Source organism: Alkalicoccobacillus murimartini (genome assembly GCF_030813245.1).
GTDB classification, from domain to species: Bacteria; Bacillota; Bacilli; order Bacillales; family Bacillaceae_D; genus Alkalicoccobacillus; species Alkalicoccobacillus murimartini.
On the sequence record NZ_JAUSUA010000002.1, the window covers coordinates 304,247 to 320,392 of the forward strand.

General features: G+C 40.1%; 18 protein-coding genes. 6 read left to right on the forward strand and 12 right to left on the reverse strand.

Annotated elements, in window-relative coordinates:
* Window positions 1-178: 178 nt before the first annotated feature.
* Window positions 179-514, reverse strand: coding sequence for a DUF2294 domain-containing protein (locus J2S05_RS08055; protein WP_306981652.1), 336 nt, complete (start codon window positions 512-514; stop codon window positions 179-181).
* A 302-nt stretch (window positions 515-816) separates the two neighbouring features.
* On the opposite strand from J2S05_RS08055, the gene J2S05_RS08060 reads away from it, so the two are divergent.
* Genes J2S05_RS08060 through J2S05_RS08070 form a run of 3 tightly spaced genes read left to right on the forward strand, consistent with a single transcriptional unit; the run spans window position 817 to window position 1,968 of the window.
* A complete protein-coding gene (locus tag J2S05_RS08060; protein ID WP_306981654.1) occupies window positions 817-1,029 on the forward strand; it encodes a helix-turn-helix transcriptional regulator in 213 nt (70 codons plus the stop codon).
* Window positions 1,022-1,447 (forward strand): hypothetical protein, encoded by a 426-nt coding sequence (locus tag J2S05_RS08065; RefSeq protein ID WP_306981656.1) that lies wholly within the window; start codon window positions 1,022-1,024, stop codon window positions 1,445-1,447. Before J2S05_RS08060 ends, J2S05_RS08065 begins: the two co-directional genes overlap by 8 nt.
* Window positions 1,448-1,470: 23 nt before the next feature.
* Complete coding sequence (locus tag J2S05_RS08070; RefSeq protein WP_306981658.1) at window positions 1,471-1,968, forward strand: small multi-drug export protein; 498 nt, start codon at window positions 1,471-1,473, stop codon at window positions 1,966-1,968.
* Between the two features lie 255 nt (window positions 1,969-2,223).
* Here J2S05_RS08070 and J2S05_RS08075 read toward each other — a convergent pair whose 3' ends face one another.
* From J2S05_RS08075 to J2S05_RS08085, 3 genes are all read right to left on the reverse strand, one after another.
* Window positions 2,224-2,988: a tyrosine-protein phosphatase gene (locus J2S05_RS08075; protein WP_306981660.1), complete on the reverse strand. Its 765-nt coding sequence runs from the start codon at window positions 2,986-2,988 to the stop codon at window positions 2,224-2,226.
* 211 nt (window positions 2,989-3,199) lie between these two features.
* On the reverse strand, window positions 3,200-4,198 hold the full coding sequence (locus J2S05_RS08080; protein ID WP_306981662.1) for an ABC transporter substrate-binding protein: 999 nt from the start codon (window positions 4,196-4,198) through the stop codon (window positions 3,200-3,202).
* A 101-nt stretch (window positions 4,199-4,299) separates the two neighbouring features.
* A complete protein-coding gene (locus J2S05_RS08085; RefSeq protein WP_306981664.1) occupies window positions 4,300-5,433 on the reverse strand; it encodes an AraC family transcriptional regulator in 1,134 nt (377 codons plus the stop codon).
* A 124-nt stretch (window positions 5,434-5,557) separates the two neighbouring features.
* On the opposite strand from J2S05_RS08085, the gene J2S05_RS08090 reads away from it, so the two are divergent.
* Complete coding sequence (locus J2S05_RS08090) at window positions 5,558-6,208, forward strand: hypothetical protein (RefSeq protein WP_306981665.1); 651 nt, start codon at window positions 5,558-5,560, stop codon at window positions 6,206-6,208.
* Between the two features lie 24 nt (window positions 6,209-6,232).
* Here J2S05_RS08090 and J2S05_RS08095 read toward each other — a convergent pair whose 3' ends face one another.
* On the reverse strand, window positions 6,233-7,735 hold the full coding sequence (locus J2S05_RS08095; protein ID WP_306981668.1) for an MDR family MFS transporter: 1,503 nt from the start codon (window positions 7,733-7,735) through the stop codon (window positions 6,233-6,235).
* Window positions 7,736-7,893: 158 nt separating this feature from the next.
* Between J2S05_RS08095 and J2S05_RS08100 the strand changes: the two genes are divergently transcribed.
* The gene (locus tag J2S05_RS08100) at window positions 7,894-8,790 is read left to right on the forward strand and encodes a TetR/AcrR family transcriptional regulator (protein ID WP_306981670.1); all 897 of its coding nucleotides are present in this window, start codon (window positions 7,894-7,896) and stop codon (window positions 8,788-8,790) included.
* 3 nt (window positions 8,791-8,793) lie between these two features.
* Here J2S05_RS08100 and J2S05_RS08105 read toward each other — a convergent pair whose 3' ends face one another.
* Both J2S05_RS08105 and rbsK read right to left on the reverse strand, forming a co-directional pair.
* Window positions 8,794-9,015: a helix-turn-helix transcriptional regulator gene (locus J2S05_RS08105; RefSeq protein ID WP_306981672.1), complete on the reverse strand. Its 222-nt coding sequence runs from the start codon at window positions 9,013-9,015 to the stop codon at window positions 8,794-8,796.
* 263 nt (window positions 9,016-9,278) lie between these two features.
* Entirely contained in the window at window positions 9,279-10,202 is a 924-nt protein-coding gene (gene rbsK / locus J2S05_RS08110; RefSeq protein WP_306982650.1) for a ribokinase, read from the reverse strand.
* A 175-nt stretch (window positions 10,203-10,377) separates the two neighbouring features.
* On the opposite strand from rbsK, the gene J2S05_RS08115 reads away from it, so the two are divergent.
* Window positions 10,378-11,001 carry a TVP38/TMEM64 family protein gene (locus tag J2S05_RS08115; RefSeq protein ID WP_306981674.1) on the forward strand — a complete coding sequence of 208 codons (624 nt, stop codon included), beginning with the start codon at window positions 10,378-10,380 and terminating at the stop codon, window positions 10,999-11,001.
* Window positions 11,002-11,047: 46 nt separating this feature from the next.
* On the opposite strand, the gene J2S05_RS08120 is transcribed toward J2S05_RS08115, so the two are convergent.
* The 5 genes from J2S05_RS08120 to J2S05_RS08140 form a co-directional block, all read right to left on the reverse strand.
* Window positions 11,048-12,262: a Zn-dependent hydrolase gene (locus tag J2S05_RS08120; protein WP_306981675.1), complete on the reverse strand. Its 1,215-nt coding sequence runs from the start codon at window positions 12,260-12,262 to the stop codon at window positions 11,048-11,050.
* Window positions 12,255-12,974, reverse strand: coding sequence for an L-2-amino-thiazoline-4-carboxylic acid hydrolase (locus J2S05_RS08125; protein ID WP_306981677.1), 720 nt, complete (start codon window positions 12,972-12,974; stop codon window positions 12,255-12,257). The genes J2S05_RS08120 and J2S05_RS08125 overlap by 8 nt, the downstream gene beginning before the upstream one ends.
* Before the next feature lie 161 nt (window positions 12,975-13,135).
* Window positions 13,136-14,473 (reverse strand): LLM class flavin-dependent oxidoreductase, encoded by a 1,338-nt coding sequence (locus tag J2S05_RS08130; RefSeq protein WP_306981679.1) that lies wholly within the window; start codon window positions 14,471-14,473, stop codon window positions 13,136-13,138.
* 1 nt (window position 14,474) lies between these two features.
* Window positions 14,475-15,305: a MetQ/NlpA family ABC transporter substrate-binding protein gene (locus J2S05_RS08135; protein WP_306981681.1), complete on the reverse strand. Its 831-nt coding sequence runs from the start codon at window positions 15,303-15,305 to the stop codon at window positions 14,475-14,477.
* Between the two features lie 18 nt (window positions 15,306-15,323).
* Window positions 15,324-16,136 carry a MetQ/NlpA family ABC transporter substrate-binding protein gene (locus J2S05_RS08140; protein ID WP_306981683.1) on the reverse strand — a complete coding sequence of 271 codons (813 nt, stop codon included), beginning with the start codon at window positions 16,134-16,136 and terminating at the stop codon, window positions 15,324-15,326.
* Between the last annotated feature and the right edge of the window lie 10 nt (window positions 16,137-16,146).

A 16,146-nucleotide genomic window follows, 5' to 3' on the forward strand; every position in this document is an offset into this window, starting at 1 on the left:
TGTTATTTCTATAGGGTTCCCAGCAAAGGCTAAAAGTTCCCATAAAAAAAGAAAAAGACACTCTCGCAGAATAATTGTGCATTCTACAAGAGTCCCTTTTCCTTGTATACAAAGAATTGGTTACACCTGTTTATAAATATTACGGTTCAACATTCAGATAGATCCGAACAGAGAATCCTTATTTTAATATGATGTTCGTAAATGCCCATTGTGTTCTTGCATCAAAATCACGGAGCACAACATCAATCGAAAGTTCTGTTTGTTCCTGTAGCTTCTGAAGTAGTTTCTTCTTATATAGAAGAGATAATTGAAAATCAACTTCCTGTTTCAAACCGGGTACTTCGCCTTCAAGCGCCGTAGAACGAGGCGAGCGACGATGTTTAGCCTGAAACGTTATAATTTCATTCTCAATCGTTACCTTTAGAAGCGTTGTCCCTACTCCAAACATTTCTTTTGAGACCTCGTTATAAAGATGAGCTAGCAATTTCTTTGTTTCATTAGATTGTAAAATCACAACATCACCTATTAACAGGATAGTAAAAATCACTTGCAGGTTTATTATACATAAGATTATTAGAATGAGCAACATAATGTTCGGATTTATTCGGTAAAGATGACGTCCTACTAATAAAATGTAAGATTTTTTAACCAAAAGACGTAAATTGAATAGTGTATTCAATTCGATGTATCTACATCCCTTGTACGCAATTATCCTTTACATAATGACAAGTTTCATAAACATAATGACAATAATACTTTACATTTTGAACAGGATCTTTTACACTATAGCTATCATATAGAGAAAGGAACAACTTTATGCTACGAAATCGAGTGCGGGAATTACGCGCAAGAGATAACCTTACTCAAGCTGACTTAGCAAGCAAAATTGGGGCAACGCGACAAACTGTTGGCATGATTGAAAAGACAGATTATGCTCCCTCGGTGGCTTTAGCTCTCAGAATCTCAACAGTGTTCAATGTAGCTTTGGAAGAAGTTTTTTGGCTAGAAAGTGAGGAAAACAATGATTGAAAAAATAATACGCTCACCATTCACTCAACTAGTAGGAATCGGAATATTGATGAGTTGGTTTTATGTACTTAGCAAACCGTTGCCTTCGTATGAACTCCCTGTACTTTTGTGTCTTGTCTTATACTTTGTTCTATTTATCTCATTAATGCTTTTTCATAACAAACGTAACCCAGGTCGAAAAGTGCGTATCTTCTCAATCATTCCTTATGAACTACTTGAAGACGATGAGGGGCAACAGTGGGTAACAAATCGTGCCACACGCAAAGTGTACGTCATGTTTTGCTTTGCCATTCCAATACTCGGTGCATTAATGGTTTCTTTTCCGTATTTCCCTGAAGTTCCACTCATTCTCTTGTTCGTCTTGTCTGTTATTCAATATACGATTATGTGGTTAGAAACGAAACGCTATCTAGACTAAATCAACTAATTGGAGGAGTATTTATGGGGTATTTTATCGCCTACACACTTGTATTCTTATTCGGTGCTACACCATTTTTTGAAGGAGTTGCCATCATACCGATTGGTACTGTCGCTGGACTAGATCCATTTCTTACTGCGATCATTGCTCTGATAGGAAATGTGATCACCGTATTACTAATCATTGTGTTTATTGAACATATTAATGCGTGGTTAGATAGAAGACGCAAAAAAAAGGGAAAGCCAGAAAAAACGAAGAAAAACGAAAGAGCTCAACGTGTTTTCACCAAATACGGCCTGCCCGGTCTTTGTCTTATTGGTCCTACATTTGGTAGTCATCTAACTGCTTTAATAGGCATGTCACTCAGTGGTAGCAAATCACGTACCGCCTTCTGGATGATCCTCTCACTTACGCTTTGGTGTACCGCGATAGCCTTTTTATCTCTTTATGGAATAGGTTATTTAATAGAAGATAATGAAACGTCTAATATGATTAGAAATTTTATTGAAAGCTACAACTAATAAAAGATGCTGGGATACAACTGCTTTAGCTATCTAAAAAACCCGAATCATTATGCGAGTTAAACCGCATAGTAATTCGGGTTTTTTTCATTTATGAGAGTTGGGCTACCCGCTCCGGACATACACTCCGCACCCGCGCGCATCTGGTGAGCCTTTACTCCCAACGGAGTCTACGTGTATGTCCTACGCTGGTTTTTAAGCTCACTTTAATAGATAGGAGTTACTGACGAATGAGCGAATGCTCAAAAAAACTACTTAAAACAATCCCATATATCTTTTCTTCTTTACTCTAATAGGTGGGTCCACATATATATTGTAATCTTTAATTAATCGATCGGCATTCTGTTCAAAGAATTGAGCGTTTGAACCATCATTTTGTCTTTCTAATGTATGAAAGGCTTTTAAAAAGTCGCTACTACGTGATTTAGAGTTGAGCGAGGAGGACATTAAAAAGTGAACGAGCCGATTTTCGATAAGTTGTTCCGAGAACTTACGTGTATAGCCACTTACTCTTCCTGTAAAGCTTGATGCATTTAACTGCGCTAGTGCTCCTGCCTTTACTAACTTGTAAAGCATTTCAGGCTGCTCGATGATTTCTTTATGTCTTTCGGGATGGGCTAAAATAGGTCTCACTCCAACTAACTGGAGATTGTATAGGATATCTGAAATACGAGGATGGAGGGTTTCTCCGCCTAAAGCGATCAACATATACTGGGAGTCATTCAACGTTAGAATGTCACCTCTTTCATAGGCCTTGGCAAGATCATCATCTAAGTGAACCCTTTGTCCAGAAACAACTTGAATGGTTAGACTATGCTCTTTCGCAACAGCATTAAGTTCCTCAACACGGTCTTTAATCTCAGTTGGCAACACAGTGTCTTGAGATAATCGATAATCAGGTGCAGCGATAAGAGTTCGAACACCGCTCTCTTCTGACTTCTGTAATAATTTAACCGCTTCTGTAGTACTTGGAGATTGTTCATTAAAATCCGGTAAGATATTCACTAAATAATCAATCATGAACGTATACAATCCTCCTTCTTCACTCGTTTTAAAAAAATAGGATAAACGTCTATTCGAATACTTTGTATTTCATATTATAACGAACACTTAGTTCTCTATCAAGAACATTCGGACAAACCATACTAAATACCTAGTAGAATAATCATCAGAACTTGTTTTATCATAAAAAAAGCCTTAGAAAATGTGTCTCTAAGGCTTTCTCATTATTCTATTCAGTTAGAGCTTCAACCACATCATCTATTTTTAACTGATCAGCAATTGGTCCACTGCTTATCCAATGCTTAGGGTTAACTGAAAAAACTTGATCTTTCTGAACAGCTGGTAAGTCCTTCCACAAAGACGATTGCTCGATTTCTCCAAAGCTCTCTTGATCACGCGATACATCCTCCGATGTTCCGCCAGCACTTCCAGAGGCAACAAAGATAAAATCTGAGGAGAGTTCAGGAAGGATTTCCTGAGAGACCTCCGCTACTTGCCTCTCTGGTTCGGTTTGCTCCTGCAAATCAAGAACAATTGGGGCAGGGCTCAAACTAAGATCTTTATATAACATTCCCGCGTACCCTGCATATGTCTCTCCATTTTGTTCGAAGCCTGGAAAATTAATACGCAAATCAGTCGCTGTAGTTCTTAGAAAGATAACCTCATTGTCCGTTCCTACAGCTTTTTCAATTTTATTTTGCGCCTCTTCCAACTGATTATCTACTGTTTCAATCACAGCATTAGCTTTATCCTCGTAGCCTAGCTCTGAGCCCATTTGAATAATGGAGTCACGCCATTTTTCTCGGTCATATAATATAGTTGGCGCGATTTTTGTTAATTCATCATACGTATTTTCGTCAATCACATTAGAAGCAACAATTAAGTCTGGATTACTTTCAAGAATCGCTTCATAATTAAGCTCTTCCCCCCAAACAGATATTGGTGTATCGCCTAATTGGTCCTCCAGATAATAATCAGAACCAATTGCTGTTGCTAAAACAAGTGGTACCTCAAGCGAAACAAGCATATCCTCTAAATTAATGGAAGCAATCCGAGAGACATCTGCCGGTATAACCGTCTCTCCATAAGCATGCGTGTTGGTTACTTGCTGTTCCTCTTCGTTTGGTGAATTCACATCTTCTTGAGTCTCGCCCGATCCATTACAAGCACTTAAAACGACTACGAGTAACATAATTGCAAACATACTCCATCTATTTAATTGGTTCAATCTAACCCCTCCACACAATTGATATTAATTCTCAATTGTTATTGTATCTGTTTTAATCCTTTTAAAACATGGATTATTGTGTGGTATTCATTAAAAACTGATTACTTGCAAAGGGTCTCAACAGCCAGATCTACTACCTGCTCATGAGCATATGGGGAATAATCTAACCAAGGCATTTCCTTAAGGACTTGTACCTTTCCCATCTCGACAGCACGTAGCTTTTGCCAATCGGAACTTTGTTTAACCAATTGCCATGCCTGATAAGAGCTAACATCCCTGTCTACAACAACAAGAATCTGATCACCTAAAAACTCACTAAGTTCATGCTGTTCAATCACCTTGTATAAATCAATTTCTTCATAGTTATAAGCAGAGGTTAGTCCAAGGTCCTCATATAGAACAGCTCCTACATTTCGTTTCCCATAGATAACTAATTGTCCACCCATTACATGTAATAAAGAGACACTTCTGTTACCTAATTTTTCTTTTAACTGTTGGCGAGTCTTAGTTGTTTTAGCCTGATATCGTTTTAACCAAGCCACTGCTTCGCGCTTTTTCCCTGATAGTTCAGCTACCTCTTGTAAGTGCTCCCGCCAAGTTAACTCGAGCCAAGGCACAATGATAGTTGGTGCTATTTTCTCAATTTCACGTTTAATCTGGGCAGAAAATAGATCAGGGCATAAAATCAGCCCAGGCTCTGCTTCCCGAAGATGAGCCAGGTTCTCGTGCCATAGCTCTTTGGACATCTGTTTTGATCGTTTTAAATGAACTGGAATATGCAGAAGTTCTTCCTTCAAATGAAGATCTCTGGTTGAATCAACTGTTGCAACATGCGGAATCACACCTAACGAAAGCAGATGACCAGTGAATGGAAGTGCAAGGGCAGCCATCGCACTTCTTTTCTCTACTCGATATTGTCTCGGAGAAAGGTGCTCTGACTGTTTAAATTTCCGACTAAAATAAAACTCATCAGGATATCCAGCTCCTTCAGCGATCACTTGAATAGCAGAAGAAGAAAATAATAACTGTTTTTTGGCTGAGGCCATTCGAACATTTGTGACATATTCATTTGGGGTCACTCCGGTATACTCTTTAAATACCTTTGAAAAATACCAGATGCTAAGACCTGCAGATTGTGCCATTTCTTCTCGAGATATCGGACGGTGAAACTCACCATGTATAAATGTAAGGACTCGGTCCATTGCTAAGCTTAACTCGTGATGTATGTGTACCATAAACTTTACCCTCTCAGTTGATAACTTTTATCAACTGTATCATAAGAAGATACCGATTTGTGATACTTCTTACGAAGAATCATGGTAAAATTATCATATTAAGCAAAGAAAAAGGGGAAATAGAATGAAAAAGGTCAATTTCACGGCTCGACTCGTTTTTTGGACGGGCATCTGTTGTTTTGGTATTGGGTTAATTATTGCTATCATATCTGCATCTTATATTTCATCATTTGGGTATTTAATTGATTCTATCTCTTCAGGGTTTCTTCAGTTTATGTTTGTTGTCTCTCCCTTTGCACTGATTGGCATTATACTGCTTGGGCTTAGTGAGATGATTGAGCAGCAGTCCTTAACCAATCAGCTGTTGGCCAAATCATCGGGTATTGATGTTCGTGCTTATCACGAAGAGCTTTATCTTACATATGTAAAAGAAAAAGAAGCGTTAATCGAAAAACATAGACATAAACCTGCTGTCGAAACACCTGCACCAGCTATCGGATATCAAGTCACGACAAATCGGTTTGATGATGTGAACTGGTACATAAAAGACACGGATGTAAATTGGGTTTGTGACTCCATTGGACAATTAGGTGAGAAAGTACAAACGATTACAGCAATCCCTTGGCATTATTATTTTGTTGCTGAAACAAAAAACAATAAACACCTTGTAAAGATTGACCGTGATTTGACTAATACAGCTGAGGTTCTTGATTGGAACGACAATCCAAAGATTTTAACGTGGTGGGAGACATACGAAACCAAAAAAAATCAGTGAGAGTTTTATCTCACTGATTTTTTTCTAGGATTGTGTAGCTGGTTCGGTTAGTGAATCATCTTGTTCTTTCTTTACTTTAGCAGGCTCGTCACGAAAGTCTTCTCCAGGTTTTGAACGTTTCATGAAGAAGGAAAGAACAAGTGCAATAAGAGCTATAAATACAGTAAGAAGGAACGCATCATTAATCCCCTCAACTGTTGCTTGGTTAATTAAATCCTGCCCCATTAAACCAGATCCAGCAAGCTCCTCCACATGTGTGGTGGTTCGAGTCGACATAATGGTTACAAGAAGAGCTGACCCAATCGCTCCTGATACTTGCTGTAGCGTGTTATTCATAGCCGTACCATGAGGATTATAACGTGCGGGTAGCTGATTTAAACCATTTGTCATAACGGGCATCATTACCATAGACATCCCGAACATTCTTGCAGTATAAAGAAGCATTAATGTTGTGTATGTGGTTTCCATCGTTAAACGACTGAACATAAACGATGTTAGTATCGTAATCGATAAACCAGTTATCGCAAGAACTCTCGCCCCGTATTTATCAAATAACTTCCCTGTAATAGGTGACATTACACCCATTAGTAAAGCTCCCGGTAGCATCAATAATCCTGAGTCTAATGGAGAAATGCCTCGAATCGATTGAACATACATTGGTAGAAGAAGCATAGCTCCAAACATCGCCATCATTAACGTCACAGAGATCATAGACGATAGAGCGAACATTGGATAACGATAGATCCGGAATTCGAGCATTGGTACTTTTAATTTTAACTGACGAAGGATAAAGAGAACTAGCGAAATACCACCGACAATTAACGTAAGATAAACCTCCGGTGCGCTCCAGCCTTTGTCTCCCGCTGAACCAAATCCGTATAATAACCCTCCGAACCCAATACTTGATAAAACAACTGATAAGCCATCCAGTTTAATCGCAATAGATTCTTTCTTGTCGTGCAGTAAGAAGAATGCAGCGATTAGAATGACAACTGCTACTGGAAGTGTGACATAAAACAGCATTTTCCATGAGTAGTGCTCAATTAAAAAGCCTGAAAGAGTTGGACCAATCGCTGGTGCAAAAATCATAACTAGGCCAAATACGCCCATTGCCGCTCCACGTTTTTCTATCGGAAATCCAGTTAAGAGCACATTCATTAATAACGGCATCATAATCGCTGAACCAGACGCTTGAACGACACGAGCAGTTAACAATACAGGGAAATCCCAAGAAACGGCTGCCAAAATTGTCCCCAGTGTAAAGAGACTAATCGCCGTTAGAAATAACCCTCGTACCGAGAATTTTTGAATAAGGAATGCCGTAACTGGTATTAACACCCCGTTCACCAGCATATACCCTGTTGCTAACCACTGAACAGTCGAAGCTGTGATCTCGAACTCTCTCATAATAGATGGTAACGCTACATTTAATAGCGTTTCATTTAATATCGAAATAAAGGCTCCCGCAAGCAATATGGCAATGATGCCATAGGGAGGACGTTTGTTTTCTTCTATTGTAGTTGACATATTTACCCCTCCATAACACCTGTTCATTTTTTTATACCGGTGTTATACTGAACTTATATTACTCCTGTCATTTCGTATTTGCAACAGTATAATCTTGCTTTTCTAATGAAAAACTGTGAAAATTTTTGGTGTAGGAAATAAGCTTGGAGAGGTGTCAGATGAACAACCGAAGGCAAGACGTTATTGAAAGCGCTCATCAAGTTTTTTCAGAGAAAGGTTACCGAGCTGCTTCCATCCAAAATATACTTGACCGTAGTTCAATTTCTAAAGGTACCTTGTATAAATACTTCACATCGAAAAGTGATATCATTCTTGCCGTTTTCAAATGGCTTGCTGATGAGATAGAACAAGCAAGAGATGAAGTCTTACTTAATCGCGACCCAAAAGACTTGAATACACTCACAGAACAGATTAGTATCCAGATCGAAAAATTAGAGGAATTTAAGATGATTCCATTGTTCCAAGAGATTTTTTTCTCAGATGATGTCGAGCTTAAGCAGTATATTAAACAATATCAATTGTATGAATTAAAATGGTTGCACCGAAGACTTAAGGATATCTTTGAAGAAGAGACAATACCTCACTTATTAGATTGTGCTGTCATGTTGACCGGAATTCTCAATATGCATTTACGTTATTATGCCACCACCCCACCTAGACCAGGGATGGATAGTAAGGTTGTGGTTCAATACTGTATGAATAGGTTAGTAGAGCTTGTTCATCAAGTTACTAGTCGAAATGAGCAGCTTTTAGACCCTAATTTATTGGATGAATGGGCACCGGATGAAATGAAGAAAGATGACATGCGCAAAGAAAAACTAGAAGAGACGTTGTTTAATTTAAAACAACACATTTCAAAGCATACAACGGAGGACGAACGAAAAAAGCACAAGGAACGGCTGGATTTTCTCAATGATGAGCTTGTCCAACAAACCGAACCTCGTACCTTTTTAATTGATAGTATTATAGAATCTCTTTCGACTGATTCTAAACCTGCTTGGGAGCAGCAGCTTAATGAGTTTAAATTGACCGTCTCAGCTTTCCTTAAGGGTTGAGATTTACAAATCCCAGAAAGTATCAAAATCAACCTTATAATCCATATCCTGAAGTGTGATAATAATTCGTCTTGCACTACGGACACTCGGTTCTCTGTCTTCCTTGCAGAGTCTACGTACGGTTTCTCGACTAACTCCGCACATATTGGCCATTCGTTGCTGTGTAATCTCATGCTGAGACAAAAATTGTGCAAAAGGAGTCTCAAGTTCTGTTAACTGATACATCAATGCACCTCCGAGTAGTTTTCTGTCAGTGAATCTTTATACATTTATTATAACGTGCTTTAAAGCGCAGTTGTCAGGCTATCTGTTACTTTATAGTTGGGAAAAACCCGCTCCTCCCAACACACTTTTCTTACACTCTTATTAGAAATCGCTCGTTTCACATGACAAAAAAGGAAACTGGACTACCTTCGCTCCAGTTTCCTTAAACGTTTCTTCATTTTTATGAAATGAAAAATCATTTTCTCAATTGGGATAATATTTTTCTACTTTTGATTAGCCATAGTCTCTTTAACTTCTGTTAGTGTAGGCATACCCGATTGCGCACCAAACTTTGTCACTGAGAGGCCTGCTGCCGCATTTGCAAACTCTATAGATTGTGCTAGTTCAATTCCTTGAGCCAGACAATAAGAAAGTGCTCCGTTAAATGTATCCCCTGCACCTGTTGTATCTAGAACCTCTACATGTTGGCCCTTTACATACCTAGTCAGTAGATCCTCTTTTTGTTTAAAGCCTACCCCTTCACTACCAAGTGTCACAATGACGGTTGGAACAGACTCATTGAGAAGCAACTCATTCATCCCTAGCTCCACATTTGTTTGACCTGTCATTTCAGCGAGCTCCGTTTCATTTGGCGTAACATAGCTGATGTTCTGAAGTAACTTTTTACTTAGCGGTGCTGATGGTGCTGGTGCCGGATTCAGGATAACCTTTCCGCCAACAGCCGATGCTAGCTCTGCAGCATATTCAACAATATCTAGTGGGATCTCAAGCTGTAAGACAACAATGTCTGCTGACTGGATGACTTCTTTTGCGGCATCAATATGCTCTCTAGTTAGAGCATGGTTAGCACCTGGCACGATTATGATTTGATTATCCTGTTCAGAGACTGTAATTTGTGCCATACCTGTTGTGTTCTTCTTAAGTATCTGAACATACGATGTATCGATTTGCTCTTCATTCAGCTTCTTAATCATCGCTTGTCCTGTTGAATCATCGCCAACTGCTCCAACCATCGTCACCTTTGCGCCAAGTCTCGCTACAGCCACTGCCTGATTGGCTCCCTTTCCTCCTGGTAACTGGTGAAAGCTCTGCCCTGTGATCGTTTCACCTTTCTTTGGAAAACGATTTGACTTTGTTACCATATCCATATTTATACTACCAATAACAACGACATTGGGTTGGTTGATTGACATGTCTTTCCACCTGCTTTTTTAGAGTTTCCTGTGAATAGTCTTGTAAAGAATATCACATTCCTGAAATCCTGCCTATCCGCACTTGATTCATCGACCTGTCACATCTCACTACAGGCTTCTTGAAAATATCTGATACACTAGTCTAGATGCTTTTGTTATGAGGTGACGTATGAAACGAAAATTAGGGGTTCTTATTTTTTTCCTAGCGATAGGTATACTTGTTTATATAAATCGACTTGACTTAATGACATGGATTCAAAATTATGGACAACAATCTATTGTATTAACAACCATTGCTGCCACACTATTTGCGCTCTTTCCTGTCATTCCTTTTCCAGTTATTGGGGCTATCTTAGGAGTGATGTATGGACCAGCACTAGGTAGTTTGGTTACGTGGATAGGTTCTTCGGTTGCTTCCATCATTATGTTCATTGCCATTCGATTTGGATTTCAAGACTGGGGTCGCCGTGTGATCACACGTTATAAATCCTTGGATAAAATAACTACTTTGTTCGAAAGAAATGCATTTATGACCATCTTTATCAGTCGAATGGTTCCTGTCATTCCTTCCATTGTAGCCAATTCATACTTCGCTTTAAGTCGTGTGTCTCTAGGAGTTTATTCTTTGGCCTCTACAATCGGGAAAATCCCATCGATGATTTTGTTTGCAACAGTTGGTAGCACACTCATGAGTAATCCAGGAGATCTTTTATTTGTTGGTCTATATTATATTGGTTTTCTTATGGTGGTTTATAGCTGTTACCGCGTGTGGGCAAGAAGACCCGGTAAATGAATAAGTACGCACAAAACCCATCTGCAACTGCAGATGGGTTTTTGGTTTAGGTCTGATCCAATGTTAGAATCGTTTTGTAAAGAACCCTTGTGGAGACTTCGACATCTTCTTGTGTTGTCCACTCCTTTGGATTATGACTGATTCCATTAAGCGATCTAGCAAAAATCATACCCATCGGCCACTTCCCGATAAATTGCATGCCATCATGTCCAGCTCCACTTGGCAAGGTAACAGGCTTCACACCTTCTTCTTCAATACTTGTTTGGATGGCTTGTTGAATAGACTCTGAACATGGGGCAGGAGAGATCCGTTGCATTTCTCCAATCTCTAGATCAAGCTGACGTTCGGAAGCTACTTTCTTTGCAATAGCACGTATAGCTTTCTCCGCTTCATCTCGAACAGATTCTTGTACATGTCTGAGGTCAAGAGTCCATTCACTATACCCTGGGATGACATTTGTGCCGCCTGGTTTCACTGAAATTTGACCAACCGTTGCAACCAACTCAGGATATTGCTTGGCAATCCGTTCAATCTCAGCAATAATTAAGCTTGCTCCAACCAATGTGTCACGCCTCTGATTCATCGGCGTTGCACCAGCATGACCTGCTTCGCCCGTTAGTTTCATACGTAACCATACTGGTCCAGCTATACCACTGACAATTCCGGCAGCAGCCCCAGCTGTTTCAAGGACTTTTCCTTGTTCAATGTGAAGTTCAACATAGGCTTTTATATTCTCAAGCTTTGCTTCCGTCATTTTTTCAGGATCATATCCTTGGCTTTTCATAGCCTCATATATACTTATACCTTCCGCATCTTGCTTTTGTAGTTGTTCCGGAGTTAGGATTCCAGCAACCGCACGACTTCCAATCATGCCTAGACCGAATCGTGAACCTTCCTCATCTTTAAAAGCCATGACTTTTACAGGATGATTTAGTTCCTGTCCCTGTTCTTGAAGGGTTTGTAGAACTTCAATTCCAGCGATGACTCCTAGTGGACCATCGAAGTTTCCCCCATTCGGTACACTATCGACATGAGAGCCAACCAATATCGTTTCTTCTGTTTTCCCTTTGCTGATTCCATATAAATTCCCTATAGCATCATACCCTGTTGCAAGTCCTGCTTCTTCCATGTACGTTTTGACTTGTTCATTCGCTGCAGCTTCGAGATCCGTATACGAATATCTCGTCACCCCGCCATCTTCTGTCCGTCCAATAGCCGATAGCTCTTGAAGTCTTTTCCATATTCGTTCTACGTTAATCATCACTGAGCCCCTTCTTTCCATGTAACGAAAAATTAAAATGACATACGCCATCCTTAATGACGTATTGATCGTGCTCTACTTCAAAATCAGTGTTATACCCCTTCGCTACTGCTGGATCGATCATTTCACAATATAGGATTCCGTATTCGCCCATCCCGTCATCTACCCATTGCTGACCGAAGGGACATTTCGTAAAGGTTTGTTCAATGTTTTTTTCTGTAAACACATTTTCAAATTCAAACAATTCACTTCTACCCATATCATAATTCGAAAGGTAGTTTTCTAATGTGTTTGGCTGTCCCATATGATTAGCGCGGCTAGCAATACCCCTGCCCCGCTCTTGACCGAATGTTCGGACACCTTCACGTACAGCATCCTGGCCTGCCTCACCATATTTGTCGACGACTGCTTTTGTGATCTCCGCAAACAACTTGGCCATCCAGACATAAATCGATTGATGCTCTTGCTTCGCCTCTTTTGTCTCAATATCATCTGATAGATACGCTGAGAGGCAATGTACTTCACCTTCATCCGTTGCCTGGTCTGATACTAACCTAACTCGTGCCAAGCCAAATTGCATCATGCCTTGTCTTATACAGGTCCTTGCTTCTTCTCCTAATGCTACGATTATGGCATTCTCTAAATGTGTCACAAGTTTTGCTGTAATCGTGTACATCGATAGTGTTGGCAATGGCTCTCGTTTAGTTGACATCTATACTTCGCCTCCTTGCTGTATCGAACTCTTCCTTGTTTACAGTGTATCATGTCACCGGAGCAACATTAAAAAGAACCGCCTTCAGGTTAAGGCGGTTCTCCATTGATATGGACCACTATGTATGGACACTCAAAATAACAAGGTGCCCCATTTAGACATTACTTTAGTACACGGGTAAAACGATTCTCTGGTTTTACCAACCCAAGATGGTCTCTCAATGTTGTTCCATTATACTCCGTTCGAACCAGCCCTTTTTTCTGAAGAATAGGAACAACCTTCTCCACAAAGTCTTCTAACCCACTTGGCAACAGAGGCACTTGCAGCATAAATCCATCCGCTGCTTCTTCTTCCAACCAACGTTCCATTGCATCTGCTACCTGCTGTGCGGTGCCTACAAATTCATCGATACGTGCAGAGTTTGTTAGTCTTGCATATAATTCTCCAACCGTAAGCCCTTCAGTATCAATAATCTTTTTCATTTCATCAAACTGACTCTGTATTCCATTCACTTTTGGAAAGTCTATCTCACTAGCTGGTGTATCGTATGAATAAGCCTGAAAATCGATATTTCCCATATAGCCAGAGAGAAAACGAAGCCCGACATCAGTAGGGACAAGATCTTGTAATTCCTGATGTTTAGCTATGGCTTCTTCTTCTGTATCTCCAATAATCGGAGCTATGGCATGCAGAATCTGCAGATCATCCTGTTTTCGTCCAAACGCGGGTAACTGATCCTTTAACTCTTTGTAAAACTCTTTAGCTTTTTGTAGATTGTCTTTATGAGCAAACACAACCTCTGCTGTTCTCGCAGCTAGTCTTTGACCATCTTCAGACGAACCCGCTTGAATAATCACAGGCTGTCCTTGCTTCGAACGGGCAATGTTAAGAGGTCCTTTCACCTTAAAAAAGTCGCCTTGATAGTGAAGTTTATGAACCTTTTCCGGATCGTAAAATAGTCCTTTTTCTTTATCATAAGTGAAGGCATCATCTTCCCAAGAGTCCCAAAGTCCTTGAACGACATCAATAAATTCCTCAGCACGTTGGTATCGTTCACTATGAGTAAAATGCACGTCTCTACTGAAATTTTGACCCGTTTCACCCGTTGCATCTCCCGTAGTTACCACATTCCAACCGATTCGTCCTTTTGAGATCATATCCACTGAGGCTACTTGCCTTGCTAATTGATAAGGCTCACTGTACGAAGTAGATGCTGTTGCTCCTAACCCAATATGTGAGGTAGCCCCTGCCATCGCAGTAATGAGAATGAGTGGATCAAATCGATTTAGTATATTTGGATGCGAATCGTGATTTATAGCTAGGCTATCTGCGATAAAAGCTAGATCAAACCGTCCCTTTTCTGCAAGTTGTGCTAGCCTTTGGTAGTAGGTAACATCAATGCTTGCGTTCGGCTGTGCTGAGTGGTGTCTCCATGAAGCCACGTGCATACCAGTTCCGATTAAATAAGCTGCTAATTTCATTTGCTTTTGCTCACCCATTTTAATACGTCTCCTTATAGGTGCTTAATTCATCAAGCGTGATAAAGGTCGGTAGAAAATTCCCAGCATAGGTTTCATCAATAAATTGTGCCGTTTCCTCACTCTGATAAATATCAATAATGGTTTGAAAAGCCGGATGATCTTTATTTTCCTCAAGAGCTGCAATCACATTAATGTAGGGTTTCGCCGTCTCATCCTCATGAATAACCGCATCATCAAGCATAAGTCCAGCCTCAAGGGCCACCCCATTATTAATAATCGCTGCATCTAAATCTTGCATGACTCTTGGCGCACTAGCAGAATCAACTGGAACAAATTCCAAATTCATTGGATTTGATTTCACACGATCCTCTCCCCCATTGCCATCAAAATCATCAACTAGCTCAATTAATCCAGCGTCCTTAAGCAAAACTAATGCGCGTCCCCAATTTGAGCTATCATTCGGTAAAGCCACCTTATCTCCATCAGAGAGTTGTTCTATATCTGTAATTGTATCTGAGTATAAGCCGAGTGGTGCAATGATGGTTGTAGCAATTGGAACAATATCCGTCTCATTTGATTCATTAAATAAATCTAAGTACGCAATATGCTGAAACGCATTAAGATCAATGTCCCCCTCAGACAAAATTTGATTAGGATCAACCGTAGCATCTAGCTCTACTAATTCTATATCTACCCCTTGATCCTCTGCTTGATCTTTAATATACGTCCAGGTTCTTTCTTCCGAGTTTCGGATGCCCACTTTCACCGACTCGCTCTCAGCGTTACCTGAAGTTGAGCAACCACTTAGTACGATAACTAGTAGAATGATCGCTTTAAATGTACCTTTCAAAGTTATCCCTCCCCACCATTAGAAAACAGGTACAACTGCACCCTCATATTGATCCTCTATATAGGTTCTTACTTTATCCGATTGAAGCGCTTCGGCTAATTTTTGAATCGACTGACTTTCGGCTTTTTCCGGTGTCGCAACGACTATATTGACATAAGGTGAATCACTTCCCTCGATAATCAAAGCATCCTTCAAAGGCTCTAGCCCTGTTTCTAAAGCATAATTTGTATTAATCGCAACAAAATCCAAATCATCGAGAGCCCGAGGTAATAGTGGACCATCAAGTGGTTTAAATTGAAGGTTTAATTCGTTTGTCAAAATGTCTTCAACTGTAAAATCACTTGTTTTTTCCGTTGTATCTAACTCAATCATGTTGTTTGCTGCAAGTAGCTCTAACGCTCGAGACAAGTTAACGGGATCATTAGGAATCGCAACTTCAGTTCCCTCCTCCAGCTCGTCAATCGAATCGTACGTTTTCGAATAATAACCAAATGGTTCAATATGAATGCCTGCGACTTCGACTAAATCAAGACCAATATCATCATTTACTTGGTTAAGGTAAGGCGTATGTTGAAAGAAGTTCGCATCATACTCCCCATCTGCTGTTTGCCGATTGGTTTGGATTCCATCCGTACTAAGGTCTACTTCCAGTTGTATCCCCTCTTCTTCCAAGTCCTCTGCAATGAACTCAAGTAGCTCACCATGAGGCGTGGATGCAGCAGAAATCCGTAACACTTCCGGTTCCTCTCCATCAGCTGATTCGGCATTACTCCCGCAAGCTGATAACGTCAGGAGTCCTGTTACTATCATAAATGAACCTATCTTTTTCAAATCAATTCCT